Origin of the sequence: Pseudomonas sp. UM16, assembly GCF_050312595.1 — a bacterium.
Taxonomy (GTDB): domain Bacteria; phylum Pseudomonadota; class Gammaproteobacteria; order Pseudomonadales; family Pseudomonadaceae; genus Aquipseudomonas.
The window spans coordinates 24,343-48,380 of sequence record NZ_JBNPJT010000030.1; the positions used below are offsets into that span (position 1 = coordinate 24,343).

The 24,038-nt window shown below is 60.0% G+C and carries 25 protein-coding genes; 11 read left to right on the plus strand and 14 right to left on the minus strand.

Translation table 11 applies throughout. From position 1 onward, the window contains the following. The first annotated feature begins 20 nt into the window (after positions 1-20). The 9 genes from ACQRAX_RS24555 to ACQRAX_RS24595 all read left to right on the plus strand — a co-directional run bounded on the left by ACQRAX_RS24555 (position 21) and on the right by ACQRAX_RS24595 (position 8,632). Positions 21-251, plus strand: a complete 231-nt coding sequence (locus ACQRAX_RS24555; protein ID WP_412041547.1) for a PP0621 family protein — start codon at positions 21-23, stop codon at positions 249-251. A gap of 236 nt (positions 252-487) precedes the next feature. Further along, positions 488-1,258 (plus strand): FadR/GntR family transcriptional regulator, encoded by a 771-nt coding sequence (locus ACQRAX_RS24560; protein ID WP_412041548.1) that lies wholly within the window; start codon positions 488-490, stop codon positions 1,256-1,258. Between the two features lie 91 nt (positions 1,259-1,349). Then, a complete protein-coding gene (locus ACQRAX_RS24565) occupies positions 1,350-2,552 on the plus strand; it encodes an ABC transporter substrate-binding protein (protein WP_412041549.1) in 1,203 nt (400 codons plus the stop codon). Between the two features lie 64 nt (positions 2,553-2,616). Continuing rightward, positions 2,617-3,477 (plus strand): branched-chain amino acid ABC transporter permease, encoded by an 861-nt coding sequence (locus ACQRAX_RS24570; RefSeq protein WP_412041550.1) that lies wholly within the window; start codon positions 2,617-2,619, stop codon positions 3,475-3,477. 2 nt (positions 3,478-3,479) lie between these two features. Next, positions 3,480-4,490: a branched-chain amino acid ABC transporter permease gene (locus tag ACQRAX_RS24575; RefSeq protein WP_412041551.1), complete on the plus strand. Its 1,011-nt coding sequence runs from the start codon at positions 3,480-3,482 to the stop codon at positions 4,488-4,490. Next, on the plus strand, positions 4,487-5,239 hold the full coding sequence (locus ACQRAX_RS24580) for an ABC transporter ATP-binding protein (protein ID WP_412041552.1): 753 nt from the start codon (positions 4,487-4,489) through the stop codon (positions 5,237-5,239). The genes ACQRAX_RS24575 and ACQRAX_RS24580 overlap by 4 nt, the downstream gene beginning before the upstream one ends. After that, positions 5,239-5,934 (plus strand): ABC transporter ATP-binding protein, encoded by a 696-nt coding sequence (locus ACQRAX_RS24585; protein WP_412041553.1) that lies wholly within the window; start codon positions 5,239-5,241, stop codon positions 5,932-5,934. Before ACQRAX_RS24580 ends, ACQRAX_RS24585 begins: the two co-directional genes overlap by 1 nt. Positions 5,935-5,946: 12 nt before the next feature. Further along, complete coding sequence (locus tag ACQRAX_RS24590; protein WP_412041554.1) at positions 5,947-7,221, plus strand: Zn-dependent hydrolase; 1,275 nt, start codon at positions 5,947-5,949, stop codon at positions 7,219-7,221. Position 7,222: 1 nt separating this feature from the next. Next, entirely contained in the window at positions 7,223-8,632 is a 1,410-nt protein-coding gene (locus ACQRAX_RS24595) for an amidase (RefSeq protein ID WP_412041555.1), read from the plus strand. Positions 8,633-8,676: 44 nt separating this feature from the next. On the opposite strand, the gene thiO is transcribed toward ACQRAX_RS24595, so the two are convergent. The 5 genes from thiO to ACQRAX_RS24620 are packed head-to-tail and all read right to left on the minus strand — an operon-like array spanning position 8,677 to position 11,635. Continuing rightward, a complete protein-coding gene (gene thiO, locus ACQRAX_RS24600) occupies positions 8,677-9,774 on the minus strand; it encodes a glycine oxidase ThiO (RefSeq protein WP_412041556.1) in 1,098 nt (365 codons plus the stop codon). Between the two features lie 37 nt (positions 9,775-9,811). Then, positions 9,812-10,219 (minus strand): type IV pilin protein, encoded by a 408-nt coding sequence (locus tag ACQRAX_RS24605; RefSeq protein WP_412041557.1) that lies wholly within the window; start codon positions 10,217-10,219, stop codon positions 9,812-9,814. A gap of 11 nt (positions 10,220-10,230) precedes the next feature. Continuing rightward, positions 10,231-10,752 (minus strand): hypothetical protein, encoded by a 522-nt coding sequence (locus ACQRAX_RS24610; RefSeq protein WP_412041558.1) that lies wholly within the window; start codon positions 10,750-10,752, stop codon positions 10,231-10,233. Beyond that, positions 10,749-11,420: a hypothetical protein gene (locus ACQRAX_RS24615; RefSeq protein ID WP_412041559.1), complete on the minus strand. Its 672-nt coding sequence runs from the start codon at positions 11,418-11,420 to the stop codon at positions 10,749-10,751. The genes ACQRAX_RS24610 and ACQRAX_RS24615 overlap by 4 nt, the downstream gene beginning before the upstream one ends. Then, complete coding sequence (locus ACQRAX_RS24620) at positions 11,417-11,635, minus strand: type IV pilus modification PilV family protein (RefSeq protein ID WP_412041560.1); 219 nt, start codon at positions 11,633-11,635, stop codon at positions 11,417-11,419. The genes ACQRAX_RS24615 and ACQRAX_RS24620 overlap by 4 nt, the downstream gene beginning before the upstream one ends. Before the next feature lie 137 nt (positions 11,636-11,772). On the opposite strand from ACQRAX_RS24620, the gene ACQRAX_RS24625 reads away from it, so the two are divergent. Further along, positions 11,773-12,252 (plus strand): GspH/FimT family protein, encoded by a 480-nt coding sequence (locus ACQRAX_RS24625; protein ID WP_412041561.1) that lies wholly within the window; start codon positions 11,773-11,775, stop codon positions 12,250-12,252. On the opposite strand, the gene ispH is transcribed toward ACQRAX_RS24625, so the two are convergent. The 6 genes from ispH to murJ all read right to left on the minus strand — a co-directional run bounded on the left by ispH (position 12,241) and on the right by murJ (position 19,576). Then, the gene (gene ispH / locus ACQRAX_RS24630) at positions 12,241-13,188 is read right to left on the minus strand and encodes a 4-hydroxy-3-methylbut-2-enyl diphosphate reductase (protein WP_412041562.1); all 948 of its coding nucleotides are present in this window, start codon (positions 13,186-13,188) and stop codon (positions 12,241-12,243) included. The genes ACQRAX_RS24625 and ispH overlap by 12 nt on opposite strands. A gap of 14 nt (positions 13,189-13,202) precedes the next feature. Next, positions 13,203-13,640: an FKBP-type peptidyl-prolyl cis-trans isomerase gene (gene fkpB, locus ACQRAX_RS24635; RefSeq protein ID WP_412041563.1), complete on the minus strand. Its 438-nt coding sequence runs from the start codon at positions 13,638-13,640 to the stop codon at positions 13,203-13,205. Beyond that, on the minus strand, positions 13,633-14,148 hold the full coding sequence (gene lspA, locus ACQRAX_RS24640; RefSeq protein WP_412041564.1) for a signal peptidase II: 516 nt from the start codon (positions 14,146-14,148) through the stop codon (positions 13,633-13,635). Before lspA ends, fkpB begins: the two co-directional genes overlap by 8 nt. Next, positions 14,141-16,972, minus strand: coding sequence for an isoleucine--tRNA ligase (gene ileS, locus ACQRAX_RS24645; protein ID WP_412041565.1), 2,832 nt, complete (start codon positions 16,970-16,972; stop codon positions 14,141-14,143). The genes lspA and ileS overlap by 8 nt, the downstream gene beginning before the upstream one ends. Beyond that, positions 16,969-17,919 (minus strand): bifunctional riboflavin kinase/FAD synthetase, encoded by a 951-nt coding sequence (gene ribF, locus ACQRAX_RS24650; RefSeq protein ID WP_412041571.1) that lies wholly within the window; start codon positions 17,917-17,919, stop codon positions 16,969-16,971. Before ribF ends, ileS begins: the two co-directional genes overlap by 4 nt. 118 nt (positions 17,920-18,037) lie before the next feature. Beyond that, positions 18,038-19,576 carry a murein biosynthesis integral membrane protein MurJ gene (gene murJ / locus ACQRAX_RS24655; protein WP_412041566.1) on the minus strand — a complete coding sequence of 513 codons (1,539 nt, stop codon included), beginning with the start codon at positions 19,574-19,576 and terminating at the stop codon, positions 18,038-18,040. 251 nt (positions 19,577-19,827) lie between these two features. Here murJ and rpsT point away from each other — a divergent pair, with 251 nt between their 5' ends. Continuing rightward, a complete protein-coding gene (rpsT, locus tag ACQRAX_RS24660) occupies positions 19,828-20,100 on the plus strand; it encodes a 30S ribosomal protein S20 (protein WP_045190361.1) in 273 nt (90 codons plus the stop codon). A gap of 189 nt (positions 20,101-20,289) precedes the next feature. On the opposite strand, the gene ACQRAX_RS24665 is transcribed toward rpsT, so the two are convergent. From ACQRAX_RS24665 to ACQRAX_RS24675, 3 genes are read right to left on the minus strand one after another with little or no spacing between them, the layout of a single operon-like run. Then, positions 20,290-22,590: a PqiB family protein gene (locus ACQRAX_RS24665; RefSeq protein WP_412041567.1), complete on the minus strand. Its 2,301-nt coding sequence runs from the start codon at positions 22,588-22,590 to the stop codon at positions 20,290-20,292. Continuing rightward, a complete protein-coding gene (locus tag ACQRAX_RS24670; RefSeq protein ID WP_412041568.1) occupies positions 22,583-23,206 on the minus strand; it encodes a paraquat-inducible protein A in 624 nt (207 codons plus the stop codon). Before ACQRAX_RS24670 ends, ACQRAX_RS24665 begins: the two co-directional genes overlap by 8 nt. Further along, a complete protein-coding gene (locus ACQRAX_RS24675) occupies positions 23,193-23,852 on the minus strand; it encodes a paraquat-inducible protein A (protein ID WP_412041569.1) in 660 nt (219 codons plus the stop codon). Before ACQRAX_RS24675 ends, ACQRAX_RS24670 begins: the two co-directional genes overlap by 14 nt. Positions 23,853-24,038: the final 186 nt, after the last annotated feature.

Genomic DNA, 24,038 nt, shown 5'->3' on the forward strand with positions numbered 1-24,038 from the left:
CACTGACAAAGCTGGACACCATGGTTCGCCTACTTTTCTGGATTGCCCTGATTGCCGCTGCTTTCTGGCTGTGGCGCAAGTTCAAGGCCAGCAACGCTGCTGCGCCCGACAACGGTCTTGAAGACCCGTTGAAGATGGTGCGCTGCGCCCATTGTGGCGTGCACCTGCCCAATGACCGTGCCCTGCGTTTGGGCGCGCAGTGGTACTGCAGCCAGGCGCATTTGGAACAAGGGCCGGGTTCGCAGCGCTAGACAGCGTTGGGATTGCTTTTGTGGGAGCTGGCTTTGCCAGCGATGTTGACGCCGCGCAACCGCTGACATTGCGCCGTTGCTATCGCCGGCAAGGCCGGCTCCTACTGAGTTATGTTGTATACCTGTCAGCGACCTCCTCGCACTATTTGCGACACCTTCCCCGCCCTACCTGTTGACCTGAACGGTCAAAGGTCATTAAGTACTATTTATCCGCATAAATATGAAAAATGACCTCCATGCTCAAACGCCCGCTCAAGCGCAAACGTCAGAAGCTCTCGGACATGATTGTCGAGTCGGTCAAACGCTCGATTGTCATCGATGCCCTGCGCCCCGGTGACCGGCTACCCACCGAGCGCGAGCTGATGGAGAGTTTTGAATGCTCCAAGGGCACCGCCCGCGAAGCACTCAAGGCGCTGGAAGTTGAAGGTCTGGTCAATAGCCGTACCGGTCCCAACGGCGGTGCCTACCTCAATGAAGCCGGCACTGAACCTGCCAGCCGCGCCCTGCGCAATTACCTGCACTTTCAGCAACTCGACGGCGAGCAGGTCTATCAGCTGCGCAAGGTCATTGAAGTGGAACTGGCCGTCGCGGTCATCGGTCGCCTGGACGAAGACGACTTCAGCGCCCTGCAGGCCAACATCGATTGCTGCAGCACCCCGGAAGACAGCGAGCTGGGGCAACGCGAACAACGACTGGCCGAGCTTGAATTTCACAACATTCTCGCCCGTCGCTGCCCTAACCCTTTGTTGAGCTTCATGGCGACATTCCTCAACGATCTGCTGCGCGACCTGGTGGTGCTGAAAAAGGCCTACAAGCCTAAGCGCGAGCAGTTCGACGCCGCCAATATCGATTATCACAAGCAACTGCTGGTCGCCCTGCGTGCCGCCGACGAACCCGCAGTGCGCCGTTTGATGCACGAACACATGTGCGATGCCGAACAGCACATGACCGCCCTGGAAGGTGAAGTCGCCCGTCACTTTCTACTGGAGTTCGACCACCACCACTGATCACGCCTGACCAGAGGCCTGCGCACAGGCCCGGCCGCACCCGCTTTGTCATTGCCACTCCTGCCTAATAACCAGAACCAAGGAGTTACCCATGCAAAGACGTACCCTGCTCAAGGCAGGCCTTGCCCTTGGTGGCCTGGGTTGTATCCCTGCCGGGATGCGCCTGGCCTACGCCGAAGAGCCGATTATCTTCTATGGCTTGAAATCGATGTCCGGGGCCTTTGCCAGCTATGGCAAGTACGCCGACATGGGTTCACGCCTGGCCATCGCCGAGCACCCACAACTGCTGGGTAGGCCGCTGAAGTACAAGGTAATCGACACTGAGGGCAATGCTGGCAAGGCGGTGCGTAAGGTCCAGGAGGCCATTGGCCAGGACGCGGCGCGGTTTTTCCAGGGCTGCACCCTCTCTTCCTCGGCTTTGGCGGTGTCCAAGGAAATCCACAAGGCCGGGGGCGTGTTCATGACCCCGGTCGGCGCCGATGAAATCACCGGTAAAGACTGTAATTCATCGACCTTTCGCTGGTCGGTGCCCACCTACGGTGCCATCCGCGAAACCCTGGTGCCGATGATCCGCCAACTGCCAGCTGCCAAGCGCTGGTACACCATCACCCCGCAATATGTATTCGGCGACGCGCTGCTGGAAAACGCCCGCAAGGTGTTCAAGGAATTTGGCGTCGAACACATCGGCAACAGCTACCACTCACTGCAGGAGCAGGAGTTCTCCGGGTACCTGACCAATGCCATCGCCGCCAAGCCGGATGTACTGGTGCTGCTCAATTTCGGCAGCCAGTCGTCCAATGCTCTGCGCCAGGCGGTGAATTTCGGCATCAAGGAACGCATGAAAGTGCTACTGGTGTGGTCGGCGGGGTTGGACCAGTTCCAGGAGCTGGGCAGCGATGTACTCGAAGGGGTCTATCTCGGCGCACAGTACTGGCATCAGGTCGATACTCCGCTCAATCAGGCGCTGGTCAAGGCGACCCAGGCCGCCTACGGCATCAACCCAAATTACCCACTGGCCGCCGACTACATCGGCACGCGGGTGATGCTCGAAGCCATCATCAAGACCGGCAGCTTTGATGGCCCGGCCATCGCCAAAACACTCCAGGGCATGAGCTTTCAGGGCCCGACCGGAGATGAACTGATTCGCCCCGGCGATCACCAGGTAATGAAGGACTACTACCTGCTACGCGGCAAACCCCAGGCGCAGATGCGTGACGAGGATGATCTGGCCGAGGTGATCAGCGCCGGCCGCTCGTTCATCGACGTCGCCAACACCGGTTGCGCCCTGGCCTGACGCCCGGCGCTCGCTATCCCACTACTGCAATGCAGCCGTCACGCGCGCTGCAGAGGGTTCGTGCATGCTCAGTCTTTACCTGTTCCAGCTGCTCAACGGCCTTGGCCTGGGAATGATCTACTTTTTGATCGCCGTCGGCCTGACCATCATTTTCGGTTTGCTCAACTTCGTCAATTTCGCCCATGGGGCGTTTTTCCTGCTTGGCGCCTACCTTTGCTACACCGTCGTTGCCCTCACCGGCAACTTCTGGGTCGCCCTGCTGCTGGCACCGCTGGCAGTGGCGGCATTGGCCTGGGCGGTCGAGCGATTATTGATCAAACGCATCTATCACCTGCCGCATACCTTCCAGATCCTCGTGACCCTGGGCATCGCCCTGATCATTCAGGAAGCCTCGGTGCTGATCTGGGGCCCAGTGGGCAAGAACATCGCAGTGCCTCAAGAGCTGCGCGGCGTGCTGATCGTTGGCGACTTCATCTACCCCTACTATCGCCTGTTCCTGATCGGCTTCTCGGCCTTGATCGGCCTGGGCCTATGGTTGCTACTCGAACGTACACGCTTCGGTGCACTGGTGCGTGCCGGTAGCGAAAGCACGGAAACGGTATCGCTGCTGGGTACCAACATCTTCCGTCTGTTCTCCCTGACCTTCGCCCTCGGGGTGGGCCTGGCCGGTGTCGCCGGGGTGCTGTTTGCGCCGTTGCGTGGGGCGCAGCCGTTTGTAGGGCCGGAGATTCTCGGTATCGCCTTTGTCGTTGTGGTGATTGGCGGTATGGGCTCATTCGGTGGTGCGCTGGTCGGCGGCCTGTTGGTCGGCGTGGTGCAAAGCATGATGACCAGTCTCTGGCCACAAGGCGCGAGCTTGATGATCTACGGGGCAATGGCCGCGGTGATCCTGGTACGTCCATACGGTCTGTTCGGGAGAGCATGAAGATGAACGAAAAAAATCCGCTACCCCTGGCCAAAGGCCGCTCGCCCGCGCTGTTGCTGCTGGTGATTGCCACCCTGATCGGTTTGCCGCTGCTGCTGCCATCGACCACCCTGGCCACCGAAATCCTGATCTTCGCCCTTGCAGCGCTGGCCTGTAACCTGCTGCTGGGTTTCACCGGGCTGCTGTCGTTCGGCCAAGGCATCTTCTTCGGCGTGGGTGCTTATGGCGCGGCGCTGCTGATGATTCACCTGCACTGGGGCATGCTCCCTGCCCTGCTCGGTGCCGCGGTATTTGGCGCTGCCCTGGCGCTGTTGGTCGGCGCCCTGGCCATCCGCCGTACCGGTATCTACTTTGTCATGCTGACCCTGGCGTTCAGCCAGATGGCCTACTTCCTGGCCTATACGCTGAGCGGCTGGACCGGTGGCGACAACGGTCTGCTCGATGTCCCGCGCCCTGACCTGTCGATTGCCGGCCATGTGCTGGTCGACCTTAGCGACCCGCGCCACTTCTACACCTTCGTCGCGGTGCTGTTCCTGCTGATTTTCATCGGTGCCCAACGGGTGATCCGCTCACCGTTCGGCAGCACCCTGCTGGCCATTCGCGAGAACGAGACCCGCGCCGCCGCCATCGGCTATGACACCCGCCATTTCAAGATCCTGGTGTTCATGCTCTCGGGCGCGGTCACCGGTATCGCTGGGGCGTTGTACGCGATGCTGCTGCATTTTGCCCCGCTGTCGAATATCGACCTGGTGATGTCGGAGAACATCCTGATCATGACCATCGTCGGCGGCACAGGCTCGCTGTTCGGTTCGTTGTTGGGCGCAGGCTCCATTGTCCTGCTCGGTGATGTGCTGTCGGACCTGTGGCCACGCTGGCTGATGCTGCTGGGGATCATCCTGATTCTGGTAGTGGTGTTCATGCGCGGTGGGCTGTGGGGCGGCCTGGCCGACTTGGGCAAACGCCTGTGTGCGCTACGCACCTCTGCACGCAAGACCAAGGAGAACCTGCAATGAGTGAATACCTCCTGGAAACCCGAGGCCTGGAGCTGGCCTACGGCCCGTTCCGTGCGGTGGACGGTGTCGACCTGAAGGTCGAGGCGGGCACCATTCATACAGTGATCGGCCCCAACGGTGCCGGCAAGACCAGCCTGTTCCATTGCCTGACCGGTGAACGTCAGGCAACAGCCGGGCAGATCCTGTTCGGCGGGCAGAACGTCATTCGCAAACCTTCCCATGGCCGAGTCGGCCTCGGCATGGCGCGCTCGTTTCAGCTCACCAGCCTGTTCCAGAACCTCAGTGTGCGTGAGAACTTGCGCCTGGCCGCCCAAGGTCGCGATGGCCTGGCTGCACTGAATTTCTGGCGCAGCGTAGAGCACAAGCGCAGCCACTGGGACATGGCAGATCAGGTGCTGGAGCGCCTCAAGCTCAAGCCCCGCGCCGACACCCTGGCCGGTGAACTCTCTCACGGGCAACAGCGGGTGCTGGAGGTGGGCATGTCGATTTGCGCCCGCCCCAAACTGCTGATGCTTGATGAGCCAACCTCAGGCATGGGCATCGACGACATTCCGTTGATGACCGAGCTGATCAGCGATCTGGGCCGCGATCACACGGTGCTGCTGATCGAGCACAACATGAGCATCGTCATGTCCATCAGCCAGCGTATCACCGTGATGAGCCACGGAAAGATCCTGGTCGAGGGCACCCCGGAATTCGTGCGTAACGATGAGCGCGTGCGCACCGCCTACCTCGGAGAAGCCGCCTGATGCTGAACGTCGACAATATCCACTCCTATTACGACAAGAGCCATGTGCTCGAAGGCGTTTCCCTGAGCGTCGGTGACGGTGAACTGGTCACCCTGCTGGGCCGTAACGGCGCCGGCAAGACCACAACCTTGCGCAGCATCCTCGGCATCGTGCGCCCACGCCAGGGGCAGATCCATTTCAAAGGCCAGCCGCTGGTTGGTCGCGAGATTTTCGAAATCGCCCGCCAGGGCATCGCACTGGTGCCGGAACATCGCGGCATCTTCCGCCTGCTCAGCGTCGAGGAAAATCTCAAGATCGCAGCGCGCAAGGACAGCCGCTGGCAGCTGGCCGATGTCTACACGATGTTTCCGCGCCTCAAGGAGCGCCGCAATAACAATGGTTTCGCTCTGTCCGGCGGCGAGCAACAGATGCTGGCCATCGCCCGCGCCCTGCTCAATGACCCCAAGTTGCTCATTCTCGACGAGCCCACCGAAGGCCTGGCCCCGGTGATCGTCGATGAACTGGTGAAAATTCTGCGGCGGATCAAGGAGGAAGGCCTGTCGATCCTCCTGGTGGAGCAAAACCTGTTGGTCTGCGACGCCCTTGCCGACCGCCACTATGTACTGGAACAAGGCCGCGTGGCCTATCAAGGCAGCGCGGCGCAATTTCGCGCCGATCCGAGTATCAAGAACCGTTACCTGGCCCTGAGCGCCTGAAGGAGAGTGCCCATGAATACGTCCATCGACCCTACGCAGCACCTGCTCGGCAAGGCTACGTTGATCAACCGTGAGCGCCTCTGGCAATCGCTGATGGATCTGGCGCAATTGGGCGCCACCGCCAAAGGTGGCGTTTGTCGCCTGGCCCTGACCGACCTCGATCGCCAGGCCCGCGACCTGTTCGTTACATGGTGTGAGCAAGCGGGCTGCACCATCAGCATCGATGCCATCGGTAACATCTTCGCCCGCCGTGCCGGACGCAATGCGGCGCTGGCACCAGTGATGACCGGCAGCCATATCGATACGCAGCCTACCGGCGGCAAGTTCGACGGTTGCTATGGGGTGATGGCCGGTCTTGAAGTGATCCGTACCCTGAATGACCTGGGCATAGAGACTGAAGCACCACTGGAAGTGGTGGTCTGGACCAACGAAGAAGGTTCGCGCTTCCCACCGTGCATGATGGGTTCGGGGGTGTTCGCCGGGAAGTTCGACCTGCAGCAGACCCTGGACAAGGTGGATGAGCACGGGCTGTCGGTGGGTGCCGAGCTGCAGCGCATCGGTTACGCCGGTGCCCGTATTCCGGCGGGCCATGCGGTTGGCGCCTATTTCGAAGCGCATATCGAACAAGGGCCCGTTCTGGAAGATCGTCAGACCACCATTGGTGTCGTCCAGGGTTGCCTGGGGCAGAAATGGTTCGACCTGGTGCTGACCGGCGTCGAAGCTCATGCCGGGCCGACACCGATGCACCTGCGCAAGGACGCCCTGGTCGGCGCCGCAGAAGTGATCAGCACGGTCAACCGTATCGCCCACGCCCATCAGCCACATGCCTGCGGCACCGTCGGCTGCCTGAATCTGCACCCAGGCTCGCGCAACGTGATCCCGGGCCAGGTGCAGATGACCATCGACCTGCGCCATCTCGATCCACAACATCTACAAGCCATGGTTGACGAAGTCGCAGCGGTTATCGACAGAAGTTGCGCCAAACACGGCCTGCTCTACCAACTGACACCGACGGCCGATTTCCCGCCGCTGTACTTCGCCAGCGAATGCGTCGAGGCGGTGCGCCAAGGCGCAACCAATTTGGGCCTGAGCCATATGGACATTGTCAGTGGTGCCGGTCACGACGCGATATTCCTCGCCGAGCTGGGTCCGGCCGGGATGATTTTCGTACCTTGCGAGGGCGGCATCAGCCACAACGAAATCGAAAACGCTGCCCCACAAGACCTGGCCGATGGCTGTGCAGTTCTGTTGCGGGCGATGCTCAACGCTGCCCAGGGAGGCCAGTGAGATGACCGATAAAACCAGCATTGGCGAACTGACCGCGGTCGAATTGTTGGCCCTGTATCGCAGCCGTGAACTGTCGCCGGTGGAAGTTACCGAAGATGTGCTGGCGCGTATTGCCCTACACAACCCTGCGGTAAACGCCTACTGCCATGTTGATGAAGATGGCGCCCGCGCCGCTGCCCGCGCCAGCGAACAGCGCTGGCAGCAAGGCGCGCCCTGCGGACGCTTGGACGGCGTACCGAGCTCGATCAAGGACTTGACCCTGACCCGAGGCATGCCGACCCGCAAAGGGTCGCGCACCAGCGACAGCGAAGGCCCATGGGACATCGACGCACCGTTGAGTGCCTTCATGCGTGAGGCTGGCGCAGTACTCATTGGCAAGACCACCACCCCGGAATTCGGCTGGAAAGGCGTCACCGACAACCCTTTGTATGGCATCACCCGCAATCCCTGGAACACCCGCCTGACTGCAGGCGGCTCCTCCGGAGGTGCCGCTGCTGCTGCGGCGTTGAATCTGGGCGTGTTGCACCAGGGTAGCGATGCCGGTGGTTCGATTCGTATACCTTGTGCCTTCACCGGTACTTTCGGGATCAAACCCACCTTCGGTTACGTGCCGCAATGGCCAGCCAGCGCGATGACCCTCCTTTCCCATCTGGGGCCAATGACACGCACGGTGGAGGATGCCGTACTGATGCTCGACTGCGTGGCACGCCCTGACCCACGTGATGGCCTGGCCGGTGCAGCCCGCCAGGAGGCCTGGTTATCCACAGGTGACGACCTCAAGGGCCTGCGTATCGCCTACAGCGCCAATTTTGGCTATGTGAAGGTCGATCCGCAGATTCAGGCGCTGGTCGGCCAAGCGGTTGAGCGCCTGGTGCAATTGGGCGCACACGTGGAAGCCGTCGACCCCGGCTTTGATGACCCTGTGGATATCTTCAATACGCTTTGGTTTGCCGGAGCTGCACGCCTGATCGGGCAACTGAGTATCGAGCAGCAGAGGTTGGTTGACCCCGGACTTTTACAGATCGCCGACCAGGGCGCCGGGATCAGCCTGGCCAAATACACGTTAGCCCTGGAGGCACGCGCTGCATTGGTTGCGCGGATGAACGCCTTCCATGAACGTTACGACGTGCTGGTCACACCAACGCTGCCGCTGCAAGCTTTCGAAGCCGGGCACAATGTGCCACCTGCCTCTGGGTTCAAGCAGTGGATGGATTGGACGCCGTTCAGCTACCCGTTCAACCTCACTCAGCAACCGGCTGCATCGGTACCCTGCGGTTTTACCGCCACCGGGTTACCGGTAGGTCTGCATGTAGTGGCGGCACGCTTTGCCGATGAGCAGGTGCTGAAGGTGTGCCAGCTTTATGAGCGGCATTTTCCGGGCCGACATCTACAGGCACCGATTGTCATGTAACCGCTGCCTCATGCCTCGACAGCGGCTACGGCTCTCTCAAGACACTATTTCAAGCGCCCAGTAGGTGCATAAGGCCGTGGATCGATGATCGGTTCGCGGCCTAGCAGCAGATCAGCGAACAACTGGCAGGATGCCGGTGCCAATACCAGGCCGTTGCGGTAATGCCCGCAGTTCAGCCACAGCCCTTGCCAACCCGGCACTTCACCGATGTAGGGAATGCCCTCAGGCGAGCCAGGGCGCAAACCTGCCCAATGCGCAACCACAGTGGCGTCAGCCAAGGCTGGCAACAACTCCACCGCTGAAGCCTTCAAGCTCTCCAGCGCTTCGGCAGTCGGCGTCTTGTCATATCCGGCATGCTCCAGGGTAGAGCCGACCAGAATGTGTCCGTCACGTCGTGGGATCGCATAGCGCCCTTTGGCCAGGACCATGCTCGGCAAGAAGTCTTCGGCGCACTTGAACAGAACCATCTGCCCTTTGACCGGCTCGACCGGCAACTCTAGCCCCAAAGGTCGCAGCAAGTCACCGCTCCAGGCACCAGCAGTCAACACCACACGGTCGCCAGCAATAACGCCTTCAGCCGTCTCAACACCGGTAATGCGCCCGCCTTCGCGGCTGAAACCAGTGATTTCACAGTGCTCGCGGATGCTCACATTGGGCATCGCCTGCAGTGCCGCCCGGAGCGATTTGACCAAGCGCGGGTTACGCACGTTGGCCACGCCCGCCATATAGATTGCTCGCTGGAAACCAGCTCCGAGCACCGGCACTGCGTCATAAGCAGCCGAGATATCCACAGCGCTCAGTGGCCGCCCTTCGCGCTCAGCCCAAGCCAAGGCCTCGGCTTCGTCTTCCAGGTCCAGCCAGTAGAGGCCAGTGGTATGCACTTCGGGGTCCACGCCAGTACTGGCAAACAAGTGCTCAGCCAGCTGTGGATAAAAATCCTGCGACCAATGCGCCAGCGCCGTTACGGCCGGGCTGTAACGCCAGGGGTAAAGCGGAGAGACGATGCCACCACCCGCCCAGGATGACTCCTGCCCCAGCTCACCGCGATCACACAGCACCACCTGCTCAACCTCCGCCGCCAGGTTGAACGCCGTCAGCAGGCCGATCACTCCGCCGCCGACTATCACTACTTGCTTGGTCATCTATCGATCCAACGTCTGAAGTAAATCGCGAAAGGCTTCAGCTACCCCAGCAGTTGTTGCCAGCATCCTCGGCACTTTGCCGATTGCCACGCGCACCTGCCTGATCAAGGACATAGTCACCGCACCGATCGGCCATCATCAGGCCGCCGGGCAGGCGTCGTGCCAACAGGGTGAATGACTCCTTGTCGCGTGTTGCGTGCAGGCTGTAGTGATCTGTCCCACTCACCAGGGATGTCACCACCGCGTCACTGTCGCTGTACTGCCCTGCACGCGAGTAGTGACGTTGCAGTTGCTGTGCACTGGTCAACAGCACTCCAACAATTTCCGTACGCGCCGCTTTTCTGACCTGATCGCTGTAACTGGGGTAGGCAATGCTCGCCAGAATGCCGACCACGGCGATGACAATCAACAGTTCGATCAAGCTCAATCCTTTCTGCTGGTGCATTTACCTGCTCCTTAATAGACCTGTCGCCATAAGATCCGACGCCATGGCTGCGTTGCTTGCCCAACAGGGTGCGCAATCACGCTTTCCAGCACAGTGCGAGCCGCGCCAGTGCGTGCGACGGCAGTGACCCGAAACAGGTTTACCTCACGCCCCGGCGGCACATGCCTGGCCTGGGTACTCACGCCCAGGGACTGGATGAGATAGAAACCACCGTCAGCCACCAGCCAGGCCAGACCGGAACTGGCCTCAGGACCTGAATACACGCCGCCCTTGCTAATGAAGCCGGCCTCCGGTGGTGGCAAACAGAACTCACAAACTGGCCAGATTTGCGCATGTGTCTGCAACTCCCCTTGCTGCAGCAACTGCTGCGTTTGTTCAAACACCTGCAAGGTGGTCATCAGATTGTGCGCCATACGCTCCTGCTGGATCGCACTACCCATGGCCGAAAGCCCCAGCAACCCCAGCAGCGATACCAGGATCAAGCTGAGTAGTAGGACCAGGCCACGCTGCCGGATCTTGCCGAGCCTAGTCACGACCCGGTCACCGGGTTACCGAGGGCGATGGTCATTCGATACCTCTGTGGCCTCACCCGCTGCTGTGGGTCGATCAAGATCAAGCCCAACCTCATGCCGGAAATACCTGCGGTACTGTCTCTGAGCAGTTCAAGCTGCAGCTCATCGACCCCATCCACCAACACGCCATCGCTCCCGCCACTACGCAGGTGCAACGCGTTGGCCACCAGCCGATAGTCCTGGCGGCGGATCGGTAGCGCGAACTGCCCTACCTCAGGAAGGCGATCACCGGCATGCACACTGGCGTGTGTGTGACAGTCGGTGATCAAAGTCCAGTCGGGACGGCCACTGACCTGAGCAACCTCAGCACTGATCAGGCTCAGGCGCTGAACGCGTCCATCGGCGCCACGTGTGATACGTAGAGGCTGGGTAAACGCTTGAGCAGCCGTGGGCTCGAGAAAAACGATGGCCTGGTCATGCAGGCAACCAAACATGCCCGTCATACGAATGCTTTGGGTCAGGCGCTGCAGGGCGAGGCGCGCATCCTCCTGCATCTGCGCCGCCACCGCTTGTGCCTGCCAGGATTGGACCGCAGCAACAAACAGGCGACTGGCCCCCAGCACCAGCAGCACACCCAGACTCAGGGCTAGCAGCATTTCCAGCAGGCCGAGCCCCGCCTGCCTGTTCATGGCCCCACTCGCTTTTCGCGCAACACCCTGTCGGCATGTGCCTGCTCGAACACAGCGTGCGCCAGATAGGCGGCTTGGGTGCTACGCAACGCGCGCTCTGTGGCCTGCAATGCCTGCAGCTGCAAGCTGGCAGCAGCAAACAACCCCAACCCCAACACTGCCATCGCCACCAGCACTTCAATCAATGTCATGCCTTGTTGCCGCCAGCCATCCATGGCCAACCTCCGAGACTTTTCCACAGTCGTTTGCCAACCCTGCCGACTGGACGCCGCCAACACAGGGTTCGAACCTATAGCGAAGCACTTCCAGGGAGGAATGCACGGTGAGGCAACAGGGCGTAACACTGATACAAATGTTGTTCGCAGCGGCCCTGCTGGGGCTGCTGACACAGATCGGTACTCCGGCCTACAACGCCATGAGCAGTGGGCTACAACGACAAGCCGCGGCCAAGGACCTGGCACAGGCGCTTCGCACCACGCGCAGCGAGGCACTGCTGCGCAATAGCGTCGTACGCCTGCAAGCAGTGGACGCAGACTGGAGCAATGGCTGGAGGATGATTGTCGAGCAAGACATGCAATTGCTGCATGAATGGCGCCGTAATGGGCGATCGGTCATTGTCGGGAACCAACCGGTGGCTCGGCAGGTGCGCTTCAGTGGCCTGGGTGTACCTGTGCTGGAAACCGGCGGTTTTCAGGCCGGGACGCTGCATGTATGCCAACGTCCCGAAGCACTGAGTCACTATCAGGTGGTGCTGTCGCGCAGCGGTAGAGTCAGCCTGCGCGACACGTTAAGCCACCACCCGCTGTGTGCGGCGGGTGGCTCAGATCAGTGAGCGTACACGCAGCTCTTTGGGCATCGAGAAGGTAATGTTCTCTTCGCGTCCATCGAGCTCTTCAGCACCGGTGGCGCCCCACTCTCTGAGTTGCGCAATCACGCCACGCACCAGCACTTCCGGCGCCGAGGCGCCCGCAGTGATGCCAATACGTTCTACACCGTCGAACCAGCTCTTTTGCAGGTCTTCAGCGCCATCGATCAGGTAAGCCGGCGTTGCCATGCGCTCGGCCAGCTCACGCAGGCGGTTGGAGTTGGAGCTGTTCGGGCTGCCGACCACCAGCACCACATCGCATTCATCCGCCAGTTGCTTGACCGCATCCTGGCGGTTCTGGGTGGCGTAGCAGATGTCGTCCTTGCGTGGCCCACCGATATTCGGGAAGCGCGCGCGCAGGGCGTCGATGACCCGGCTGGTGTCATCCATCGACAAGGTCGTCTGGGTAACAAAAGCCAGCTTGTTCGGGTCATTGACCTGCAGCTTGGCCACATCGTCCTCGTCTTCGACCAGGTAGATCGCGCCGCCATTGCTGGCGTCGTACTGACCCATGGTGCCTTCGACTTCCGGATGACCTTCATGGCCGATAAGGATGCATTCGCGACCGTCGCGACTGTAGCGCGCCACCTCGATATGCACCTTGGTGACCAATGGGCAGGTCGCATCGAAGACTTTCAGGCCGCGCCCGGCAGCTTCCTGGCGCACGGCCTGGGAAACACCGTGGGCACTGAAAATGACGATGACGTCATCCGGTACCTGCTCCAGCTCTTCGACAAAGATTGCGCCACGCGCGCGCAGGTCTTCGACCACGAACTTGTTGTGCACCACTTCGTGACGCACGTAGATCGGTGGGCCGAAGACTTCCAGGGCGCGATTGACGATCTCGATCGCCCGGTCCACGCCCGCGCAGAAGCCGCGGGGGTTGGCGAGTTTGATTTGCATGTTCAGCTCCCGGCTCAAAGCGCCGTGACTTCGAGGATTTGTACCTCAAAGCTCAAGGTTTTGCCGGCCAGTGGATGGTTGAAGTCGATGGTCACCTGCGCGTCATCGAAAGCCTTGACCACACCTGGCAGCTCGGTATTGGCAGCGTCATTGAAGATCACCAGCAGGCCTTCAGAGAGTTCCATGTCGTTGAATTGCGACCGTGGAATGATCTGCACGTTCTGCGGGTTAGGCTGACCAAATGCGTTTTCCGGCTCAACGGTCACGGTGCGTTTGTCACCGGCCTTGAAACCGAAGATCGCTGCTTCGAAGCCCGGCAGCAGGTTGCCGTCGCCAACCTTGAACACCGCTGGCGCCTTGTCGAACGTGCTGTCGACGGTGTCGCCGTTTTCCAGGTGCAGCGCGAAGTGCAGTTTAACTTCGGTGTTCTGGCCAATTCGGGTCTCAGTCATGGACGGGTTCTCCGGACTTCTTGCTCTTGAACATATCCAGCGCCAGCATCACCGCACCCACGGTGATGGCACTGTCGGCCACGTTGAAGGCCGGGAAGTACCAGCGGTTCTGCCAGTGCACCAGAATAAAGTCGACCACGTGGCCAAGCACGATGCGGTCATACAGGTTGCCCAGCGCACCACCCAGTACCAGGGCCAATGCTACTGCCAGCCAGGTCTCGTTGCGCCCCAGGCGCTTGAGCCAGACTACCAATACGGCACTGACCACTAGCGCGATCAGGGCGAACAGCCAACGCTGCCAGCCGGAACTATCGGCCAGGAAGCTGAACGCGGCACCGGTGTTGTATGCCAGGGTCCAGCTGAAGTAGTCGGGGATGACCACGATCTGCTGGTACAGGCTCAGGGTGCCCTCAAAGTAGAACTTGCTGGCCTGGTCAAGGACCAGGACCAGCACGCTCAGCCAGAGCCAGCTAAGGCGCCCGAAGCGCCCTGCAGCGGGGTTAGGCATAGTGGCGCACCTCGCCTTTGCCGCTGATGTTGTCGGCACAACGGGCGCAGATTTCCGGGTGCTCCGGATTCGCGCCAACGTCAGCACGGAAGTGCCAGCAACGGCCGCACTTGGCGTGACCGGACTTGACCACTTTCAGCTTCAGGCCTGGCACTTCAGTCTCGACCGCATCGGCAGGTGCCTGGACGAACGGTGCGACGCTGGCGGCCGAGGTGATCAGCACGAAACGCAGCTCGTCGCCCAGCTTGTTCAGGTCGGCGCTCAGGGCGTCGTCGGCGAACAAGGTGACTTCAGCTTGCAGGTTGCCACCGATGGCCTTGGCCGAACGTTGGTTTTCCAGTTCCTTGTTGACCGCGGTCTTGGCAGCCATTACGCGGTCCCAGTAGGCGCGACCCAGCTCGAAGCCTTCCGGCAGTTCGGTCAGACCCTGATACCAGGTGTTGAGCATTACCGACTCATTGCGCTCGCCCGGCAGGTACTGCCACAGCTCGTCAGCAGTGAAAGCCAGGATCGGCGCAATCCAGCGCACCAGCGCTTCGCTGATGTGGTACAGCGCAGTCTGGCAGGAACGGCGGGCAACACTGTTGGCGCCGGTGGTGTACTGACGGTCCTTGATGATGTCCAGGTAGAAGCCACCCAGCTCCTGCACGCAGAAGTTGTGGATCTTCGAGTAGACGTTCCAGAAGCGATATTCGCCGTAGTGCTCTTCCAGCTCACGCTGCAGCAGCAGGGTACGGTCAACAGCCCAGCGGTCCAGCGCCAGCATATCTTCGGCCGGCAGCAGGTCACGGGCCGGGTCGAAGCCAGACAGGTTGGAGAGCAGGAAGCGCGCGGTGTTACGGATACGACGGTAGGCGTCGGCACTGCGCTGCAGGATCTGCTCGGAAACCGCCATTTCACCGGAGTAATCAGTGGCCGAAACCCACAGGCGCAGGATGTCGGCCCCCAGGGTGTCGTTGACCTTCTGCGGCTCGATGGTGTTACCCAACGACTTGGACATCTTGCGGCCGTTTTCATCTACGGTGAAACCGTGGGTGAGCAGCTCGCGGTACGGCGCGTGGTTGTCGATGGCGCAGCCAGTCAACAGCGACGAATGGAACCAGCCGCGGTGCTGGTCGGAACCTTCCAGGTACAGGTCGGCACGCGGGCCGGTCTCGTGACCGATGCTGTGCGAGCCACGCAATACGTGCCAGTGGGTAGTGCCCGAGTCGAACCAGACGTCGAGGGTGTCAGCGATCTTGTCGTACTGGCCAGCCTCTTCGCCGAGCAGCTCAGCGGCGTCCATCTTGAACCAGGCTTCGATGCCTTCTTTCTCGACGCGCTTTGCCACTTCTTCCATCAGCTCGACGGTACGCGGGTGCAGCTCACCGGTTTGCTTGTTGAGGAAGAACGGAATCGGTACGCCCCAGTTACGCTGACGCGAGATGCACCAGTCCGGACGGTTGGCGATCATCGAATGCAGGCGCGCCTGGCCCCAGGCCGGGACGAACTTGGTTTCTTCGATGGCTTTGACCGCACGCTTGCGCAGGGTGTCGCCGTTGTCAGGCTGCTTGTCCATGCCGACGAACCACTGCGCGGTAGCGCGGTAGATCAGCGGGGTCTTGTGACGCCAGCAGTGCATGTAGCTGTGGCTGATGGTTTCGGTGTGCATCAGCGCACCGACTTCCGAGAGCTTGTCGACGATCGCTGGGTTGGCTTTCCAGATGAACTGGCCGCCGAAGAACTCCAGCGATGGTACATACACACCATTGCTTTGCACTGGCGTGAGGATGTCGTCGTTGACCATGCCGTAACGCTTGCAGGTTACGAAGTCGTCTTCACCATAGGCTGGCGCGGAGTGAACCACACCGGTACCGGCACCCAGTTCGACGTAGTCAGCCAGGTAGACGGGCGACAGGCGGTCGTAGAAAGGGTGTCGGAAGTTGATCAGATCCAGTGCCGAGCCTGGCGCGGTGGCGATCACCGAGCCTTCCAGCGCATAACGCTTCAGGCACGACTCAACCAGCTCTTGCGCCAGTACCAGCAGTTTGTCACCGACGTCGACCAGGGCGTAGGTGAACTCCGGGTGGACGTTCAGCGCCTGGTTGGCCGGGATGGTCCACGGTGTGGTGGTCCAGATCACGATCGAGGCGGGCTTGGCCAGCGAAGCCAGGCCGAAAGCTGCAGCCAGCTTGGCTTCATCGGCCACCGGGAAGGCGACGTCGATGGTTTGCGATTTCTTGTCGGCGTACTCGACCTCGGCTTCGGCCAGAGCCGAGCCGCAGTCGAAGCACCAGTTCACGGGCTTGAGGCCCTTGAACACGAAGCCGTGCTTGACCATCTCCGCCAGGGCACGGATTTCACCGGCCTCGTTGGCAAAGTTCATGGTCTTGTAAGGATTGTCCCAGTCACCCAGCACACCCAGGCGGATGAACTCGGTTTTCTGCCCTTCGATCTGCTCGGCGGCATAGGCGCGGCACAGCTCGCGAGTCTGGTCGGCACTCAGGTGCTTGCCGTGAGTCACTTCGACCTTATGCTCGATCGGCAGACCGTGGCAGTCCCAGCCCGGTACGTACGGGGCATCGAAACCGGACAGAGTCTTGGAGCGGACAATCATGTCCTTGAGAATTTTGTTCAGCGCATGACCGATGTGAATCTTGCCGTTGGCGTAGGGCGGGCCGTCGTGCAGTACGAACTTCGGACGATCCTTGCCAATTTCGCGCAGCTTCTGGTACAGGCCAATGCTGTCCCAGCGCTGCAGAATCTGCGGTTCGCGCTGTGGCAGGCCGGCCTTCATCGGGAAGGCGGTGTCCGGAAGGTTTAGCGTGGCTTTATAGTCGGTCATTTCAGGCTCTTCGTTAGCGGTTGAGCGTGCCAATGGGCACGTGCGGCGGCGATATCCGCATCGATCGCCGACTTCAGCGCCTCCAGGGAGGCGAAACGCTGCTCGTCGCGCAGCTTGTGGTGGAATTCCACCGTCAGGCGCCGGCCATAAAGATCGCCGGCATAATCCAGGAGATGCACTTCCAGGTGGGCACGGCCATCACCTGAAACGGTTGGCCGCACGCCGATGTTGGCGACGCCTGGCCAAGCCTTGCCATCGAGTTCGACACTGACCAGGTAGACCCCAGTCAGCGGTACGCGATGACGCTTGAGTTGTATGTTGGCGGTCGGCGTGCCCAACTGGCGCGCCAGCTTCTGCCCGTGCAGCACACGGCCGCTGATCTGGTAGGGACGGCCCAACAGGCGCTCGGCAAGGGCGAAGTCGGCCTTGGCCAACGCGCTGCGCACTTGCGTGCTGCTGACCCGCAGGCCCTCTTGCTCCACGGTCTGCGCCGCTTCAACGGTGAAGCCCTGGCTCAGCCCGGCTTGCTGTAGAAACTCGAAGTCGCCGACGCGATCGCACCCGAAGCGGAAATCATCGCCGACTTCAAGGTGCTTAACGCCCAGGCCATCAACCAGGATGGTGTCGACGAACTCAGCAGCGCTGAGTTTGCTCAGGCGCTGATTGAACGCCAGGCACAACACCCGGTCTACCCCTTCAGCAGCCAGCAGCGCGACCTTGTCACGCAGACGTGCCAAACGGGCCGGCGCGGTGTCCGGAGCAAAGTATTCGCGCGGCTGTGGTTCGAAAATCACCACGCAGCTGGGTACCCCCAGCTCCACCGCACGCTCACGCAGGCGCGCCAGGATTGCCTGGTGACCACGGTGAACACCGTCGAAGTTGCCAATAGTGGCGACACAGCCCCGGTGCAGGGGGCGTAGGTTTTGAAGGCCTCGAACCAGCTGCATAACGCGCTTCTTGCTCATAAAGTGGTCGATTATAACCACACCCGGGCGCTGACGACAGGCAGCAGCGTCACCCCGAGGCATGGAAAAGATAAAACCGACGTCTGGCCGTGTTCGCGGCTCAATGCAGCACCTTGCGCGCAAAGTCACGCGGGCGGAATCCGAACACGAACAGACTGCCGAAATAAGTCACTACACCCGCCACGATCAGCACGCCCAGACGCAGGAAACGCTCGAGCATCTGCCCTTGCTCCCACGCTGGCATGTAGTGCATCCCTACCAGCAGCACGGCCGACATCAGCACCACCGCCAGGACCAGCTTGGCGAGGAACTTGGCCCACCCCGGTTGCGGCTCGAACAGTTGCTGTTGGCGCAGCTTCCAGAACAGCAAGCCGGCGTTCAGGCAGGCACCGAGGCTGATGGCCAGGGCCAGGCCGGCGTGTTGCAGGAGGCTGATGAACATCAGGTTGAACAACTGGGTGCAGACCAGAGTGAATATGGCGATCTTAACCGGTGTACGGATGTTCTGCTGGGCATAGAAGCCGGGGGCCAGGACCTTGACCAGAATGATGGCCAGCAGCCCGACGGAATAGGCGATCAGCGCGCGCTGGGTCATCGCCGCATCGAATGCGGTGAACTTACCGTACTGGAACAGCGCCACCGTCAACGGCTCGGCGAGAATCGCCATCGCCAGGGTGCACGGCAGCACCAGCAAGAAACATAGGCGCAGGCCCCAATCGAGGATCCGCGAGTACTCATCGCGGTCACGATTGGCATAGGTCTTGGCCAGAGTCGGCAGCAGGATCGTCCCCAATGCCACGCCGAGCACACCGGACGGCAATTCCATCAGGCGGTCGGCGTAGTACATCCACGACACTGAACCGGCCACCAGGAACGAAGCGAAGATGGTGTTGATGATCAGCGAGATCTGGCTGACCGATACCCCGAGGATCGCCGGCAGCATCTGCTTGAGTACCCGCCAGACTCCACTATCCCGCAGGTTCAGGCGTGGCAGCACGAGCATGCCGATCTTTTTCAGGTGGGGCAGTTGGTACAGCAGTTGCGCCAGACCGCCGGCCAACACGCCCCAGGCCAGCGCCATGATGGGTGGGTCGAAGTAAGGGGTCAGAAACAGGGTAAAGCCGATCATCGCCACATTCAGCAGAGTCGGCACGAAGGCCGGCACTGAAAAGCGGTTCCAGGTATTGAGAATGGCACCGGCCAGCGACGACAGGGAGATCAGCAGTATATAAGGGAAGGTGACGCGCAAAAGGTCGGTAGTCAGTTCAAACCGTTCGCCGTCGGCGATAAAGCCTGGTGCTGTAACCCACACCACCCAGGGCGCTGCGAGGATGCCTATGGCCGTAACCAAGGCTAACACCAGGGTCAACAGGCCACTGACATAGGCAATGAAAGTGCGCGTCGCCGCCTCGCCCTGCTGGGTCTTGTATTCGGCCAGGATCGGCACGAACGCCTGGGAAAACGCGCCCTCGGCGAATATCCGACGCAGCAGGTTGGGCAACTTGAAGGCAATGAAAAAAGCGTCGGTCGCCACGCCTGCGCCGAACACACGTGCCAAAATGGTGTCGCGGACAAAGCCCAAAACCCGGGAAATCATGGTGATGGAGCTGACGGCGGCCAGGGATTTGAGAAGATTCATTGAAAGTTTTTTACGCCTAAAGATAAAGGGCTGTGCCGGAACCCGCCCAGTTGTGCGATACTCCGCGCCGCAACGCAAGCAGAGCAAAAGCTCCCGAGTTTACAGGTCACACCGCAGAAGGGAATCTCTCCCTTGTAAGGAACGACCACTCAGCGGATCCATGCAAGTGCCCTTGACAACCGATTAACTCATCGGCATGATTCGCGGCCTATTTTGTTTGCTATTTACCAAGTCTTTCGAGGAGCTCGACGGTGGCCAACTCACCTTCCGCCAAAAAACGTGCAAAACAGGCTGAGAAGCGTCGCAGCCACAACGCCAGCCTGCGTTCCATGGTTCGTACCTACATCAAGAATGTAGTTAAAGCCATCGACGCAAAAGACGCCGAAAAAGCGCAAGCTGCTTACATCCTGGCTGTGCCAGTTATCGACCGTATGGCCGATAAAGGCATCATCCACAAGAACAAGGCTGCTCGCCATAAAGGCCGTCTGAATGGCCACATCAAGGCGCTGAAACAAGCTGCCTAAGCGACACGCTGATTAAAAAACCGACCCTAGGGTCGGTTTTTTATTGCCTTCGATTTGTGCAGGCTCTGCTGCCCTTCTGTAGGAGCCAGCCTTGCTGGCGATGATAGTGAGCGGTTACGTGGTGCCTGCATCGCTGGCAGGGCCAGCTCCCACAATCTATGTAGGAGCCGGCGTTACCCTGACGATCAGTTACTTTCCGATCTGAATCTTCGGCGCCCATTGCAGCCATTCATCTTCAGCATCATCAAACAACGCGAAGGTCTGCTGCGGCCTGGCCGGATTGCCCATCTTCTCGCCATCTGGGGTAGCGAAGGCAATGCCTCCCTGAATCAGGGTTTCCAGTGATTCGGTACGCACCGTAGCGCCCTTGAACAAGCCGATGTCTACGCCGAAGCCACTGCTGTTCCAGAACCGGCTACCACCGCGCACCAGCGTCGCATAACGCGGCTCGATGAGGATATGGATCAACACACGATCGGCGGTTTGACCCAATTCGAAGCCAGTCACCTTGCCGACCGGAATTTCGCGATAGGTTACCGGCACCCCTGGCTTGATAGAGCCACGCCGCGGCGCACTGAGCACCAGGGCAAGACCTGCTTCACGCGCGGAGAAATCCGGCGCCTCAGGCAGCGCATTGAAGACACGCTGAGGCCCCTGGTTCTTGGCCGCTGGCTGTACTTCCAGGTACTGACCGGTAACCAGGGTTTCGAGGTTCGCCGTTTTGACGATACCCAGCGCCGGCTTGACCACCCAGAACTGCGTACCGACACGCGCAATGCGCTCGGGTACTTCGGTAATACGCGCCTTGAGCATCACCGCCTGCAGATCATCGGTCAGGTCGACCTGTTCGATCTTGCCCACATCCAGACCCTTGAAACGAATCGGTGTACCGACCTTCAAACCATCTGCACGCTCGACACGAATGGTCACGGTGGTGCCCGATTGATTGGCCGCTTCCTGATCCGGGTGCAGGCGAAAGCTCGGGATACGGCGCTTGAGCGGCACATTAGGGGTTGGAGTATCGAAGGAGATCCCCCCGGCCATCAGGCTCTGTAGCGATTCGCTCTTGATCTGAACACCCGACAAGCCGCCCGTGAGGGTAATACCACTGGCATTCCAGAAGCGTGTCGAGCCGTTGACCAGGCCGGCGTACTCCTTCTCGATGTGCACACCGATCAGCAGGCGCTTGCTTTTTTTCGAGAACTGATAGCTCTGTACAGAGCCAACTTTGACCTGACGATAAAGAACCGGACTACCAACCTCCAACGACCCGAGATTGTCACTGAACAGCACCAAATGCAGACCCGGTGCCTTCAGATCCAAGGGCGGCGCCTTGGCCCGCGCCTCGAATTCGCGCTGCGGAGAGGCGCCCTTCTCACCTGGGCGGATGGCAATGTAGTTACCTTTGACCAACGCCTCCAGACCGGTAATCCCGGCCAGCGAGATCGACGGCTTGACCACCCAGAACTGGGTACCATCAACCAGGTAATCTTCGGCCAGCGGATCCAGGGTCAGCTCAGCCATGGCGCTGGTGAGGTCACCGTCGACTTTCAGGTTTTTCAGCGAACCGACCTGAATGCCTTTGTACATCACCGGCGTACGACCCGCCTGCAGGCCTTCAAAGTCACCCAGCTTGACCTTGACACGAATACCCGCCTGGGCATCATCGAAGTCTTCATACAGGCGGAACGGTAAGCTCGGATCGGTTGGCGGGCTATCTTTACGGTGCTCTGGCGTAGCAAAGGCAATGCCGCCGGCAACGATGCTGGCCAGCGATTCACTGCGCACTTTCACCCCGGACAGGTTGGCATCAATGCTGATGCCACTAGCGTTCCAGAAACGTGTGTGTTTGCGCACCAGGTTGGTATAAGCCGGCTCAATGAAGACCTTGATCTCCACTGTCCCCTGATCTTCAGCGAGGCGATAGCTCTTCACCTTACCGACCTGGATCTGCTTGTAGAACACTGGGCTGTCACGGTTGAGCGAGCCCAGACGATCCGCCTTGAGCGTCAGGTGCAGCCCAGGCTCACTGTCAGACAGTGGCGGGGCCTCATCCAGCGCCTTGAAACTCTTTTTCGGCTCCCCTTCGCCTGGACTGATAGCAATGTAGTTGCCTGAAACCAGCGTCTCCAAGCCAGTGATCCCAGCCAGGCTGACGCTTGGCTTGACCAGCCAGAAACGGGTTCCACTGTTCAGGTGCGGCTCCGCGTCCTTGTTCATCTCGATGGTGGCGATCACACCGGTACTGTTGCCCTTGTCATCCAGTACCAGCTCTTTCACCTTACCGACCGACATGCCCTTGAAGACCACTTCGGTTTTGTTGGCAACGATGCCTTCGCCACTTTCAAAGCGGACCTCGATGTTCACGCCAGCGTCGCGGTACGCCTGCCAGCCAAGCCAACCACCGATGACCAGGGCGATCAGTGGCAATATCCATATGGCCGACCAGTTCGAAGCTGGGCGGGTTCTAGCCGTAGGTAAATCACTCATGGTCGTCATCCGACTCCGTGTTATCCCAAATCAGTCGGGGATCGAAAGTTACTGCTGCGAGCATCGTCAGAATCACCACACTGGCGAAGGCGACGGCGCCCAGATTGGCTTCGATGCTAGCGATCCTGCCGAAATTCACCACCGCCACCAGAATGGCGATCACGAAGATGTCGAGCATCGACCAGCGTCCGATAAATTCAATGAAGCGGTACATCAAGATCCGCTGCCGCGCCGAAAGCGGCTGATGGCGTTGCACCGAATAGAGCAACAGGCCGATACCCACTAATTTGAAGGTAGGTACCAAAATGCTGGCAATGAAAACCACGGCGGCAATCGGCAGCATGCCAAACTTAATCAGGGCAATGACGCCCGACATAATGGTGTCCGGCTCTCCCTGACCCAGCGTATTGACCGTCATGATTGGCAGTACGTTGGCCGGGATATAAAGAATCGCCGAGGTAAGCAGCAAGGCCCAGGTTCGTACCAGGCTGTTTGGCCGCCGCGCATGTACGATCGCGCCGCAACGACTGCACGTTTGTGAGGTACTTTCAGGCTCCTGACGATTCAGTTCATGGCATTCGCCACAAATCAGAATGCCAGCATCAATCGCACGCATGCAGGTCTTCCCCCGATAAAGCACTCCAGATCTGGTGGGGTGACATCACCACCTCCAGCCACACCTGCACCAATAGCAAACTGATAAAACAACCCAGACCCAGGCCGAGACTAATGTCTGCCAGGTCGACCAACTTGACCATGGCGACCAGCACGCCCATGAAATACACCTCAAGCATGCCCCATTCGCGCAGATGGTGATAAATGCGGTAAATCAACAACCCGTAGCTACGGGCGACATTAAAGCGAATGCTCAGCAACACAAACAGCTGACATAACAGCTTGAGCAAAGGGATCGCCATACTGCAGAGGAACACTACCACTGCCACTTCAGGCATTCCGGTGTTGAACAACCCAACCACGCCACTCCAGACCGTATCCTTGGTGCTCTGCCCCAATAGGTGGAGTTGCATGATTGGGATAAAGTTTGCGGGTATGTACAGCAGTAAGGCGGCTAAAACCAGCGCCAGGCTGCGTCCGACAACATTGTGGCGATGAGCATAGAGCTCGTAGCCGCAGCGTGGGCAATGCGCCTTTTCATCCAGTTTGAGCACAGGCTTGTGCATCAACAGGTCACATTCGTGACACGCCACCAATTGATCCAGAGGCAGGTCGGCGAGCTGATGGGATTCGACAGGGTCGGACATAGTGAACTTCTAAGTCAACACGAGGGCGGTATTCTAACCGATACGCGGGGCTCTGGATCGCGGGTCAAGCCCCCTCTCACAAAGCGTTGATCTGAGAACGGGCTGTGGGAGCCGGAAAAGACAAAACCCCTACCTGCAGATGCAGATAGGGGTTTCGGAATTTAATCTTGACGATGACCTACTCTC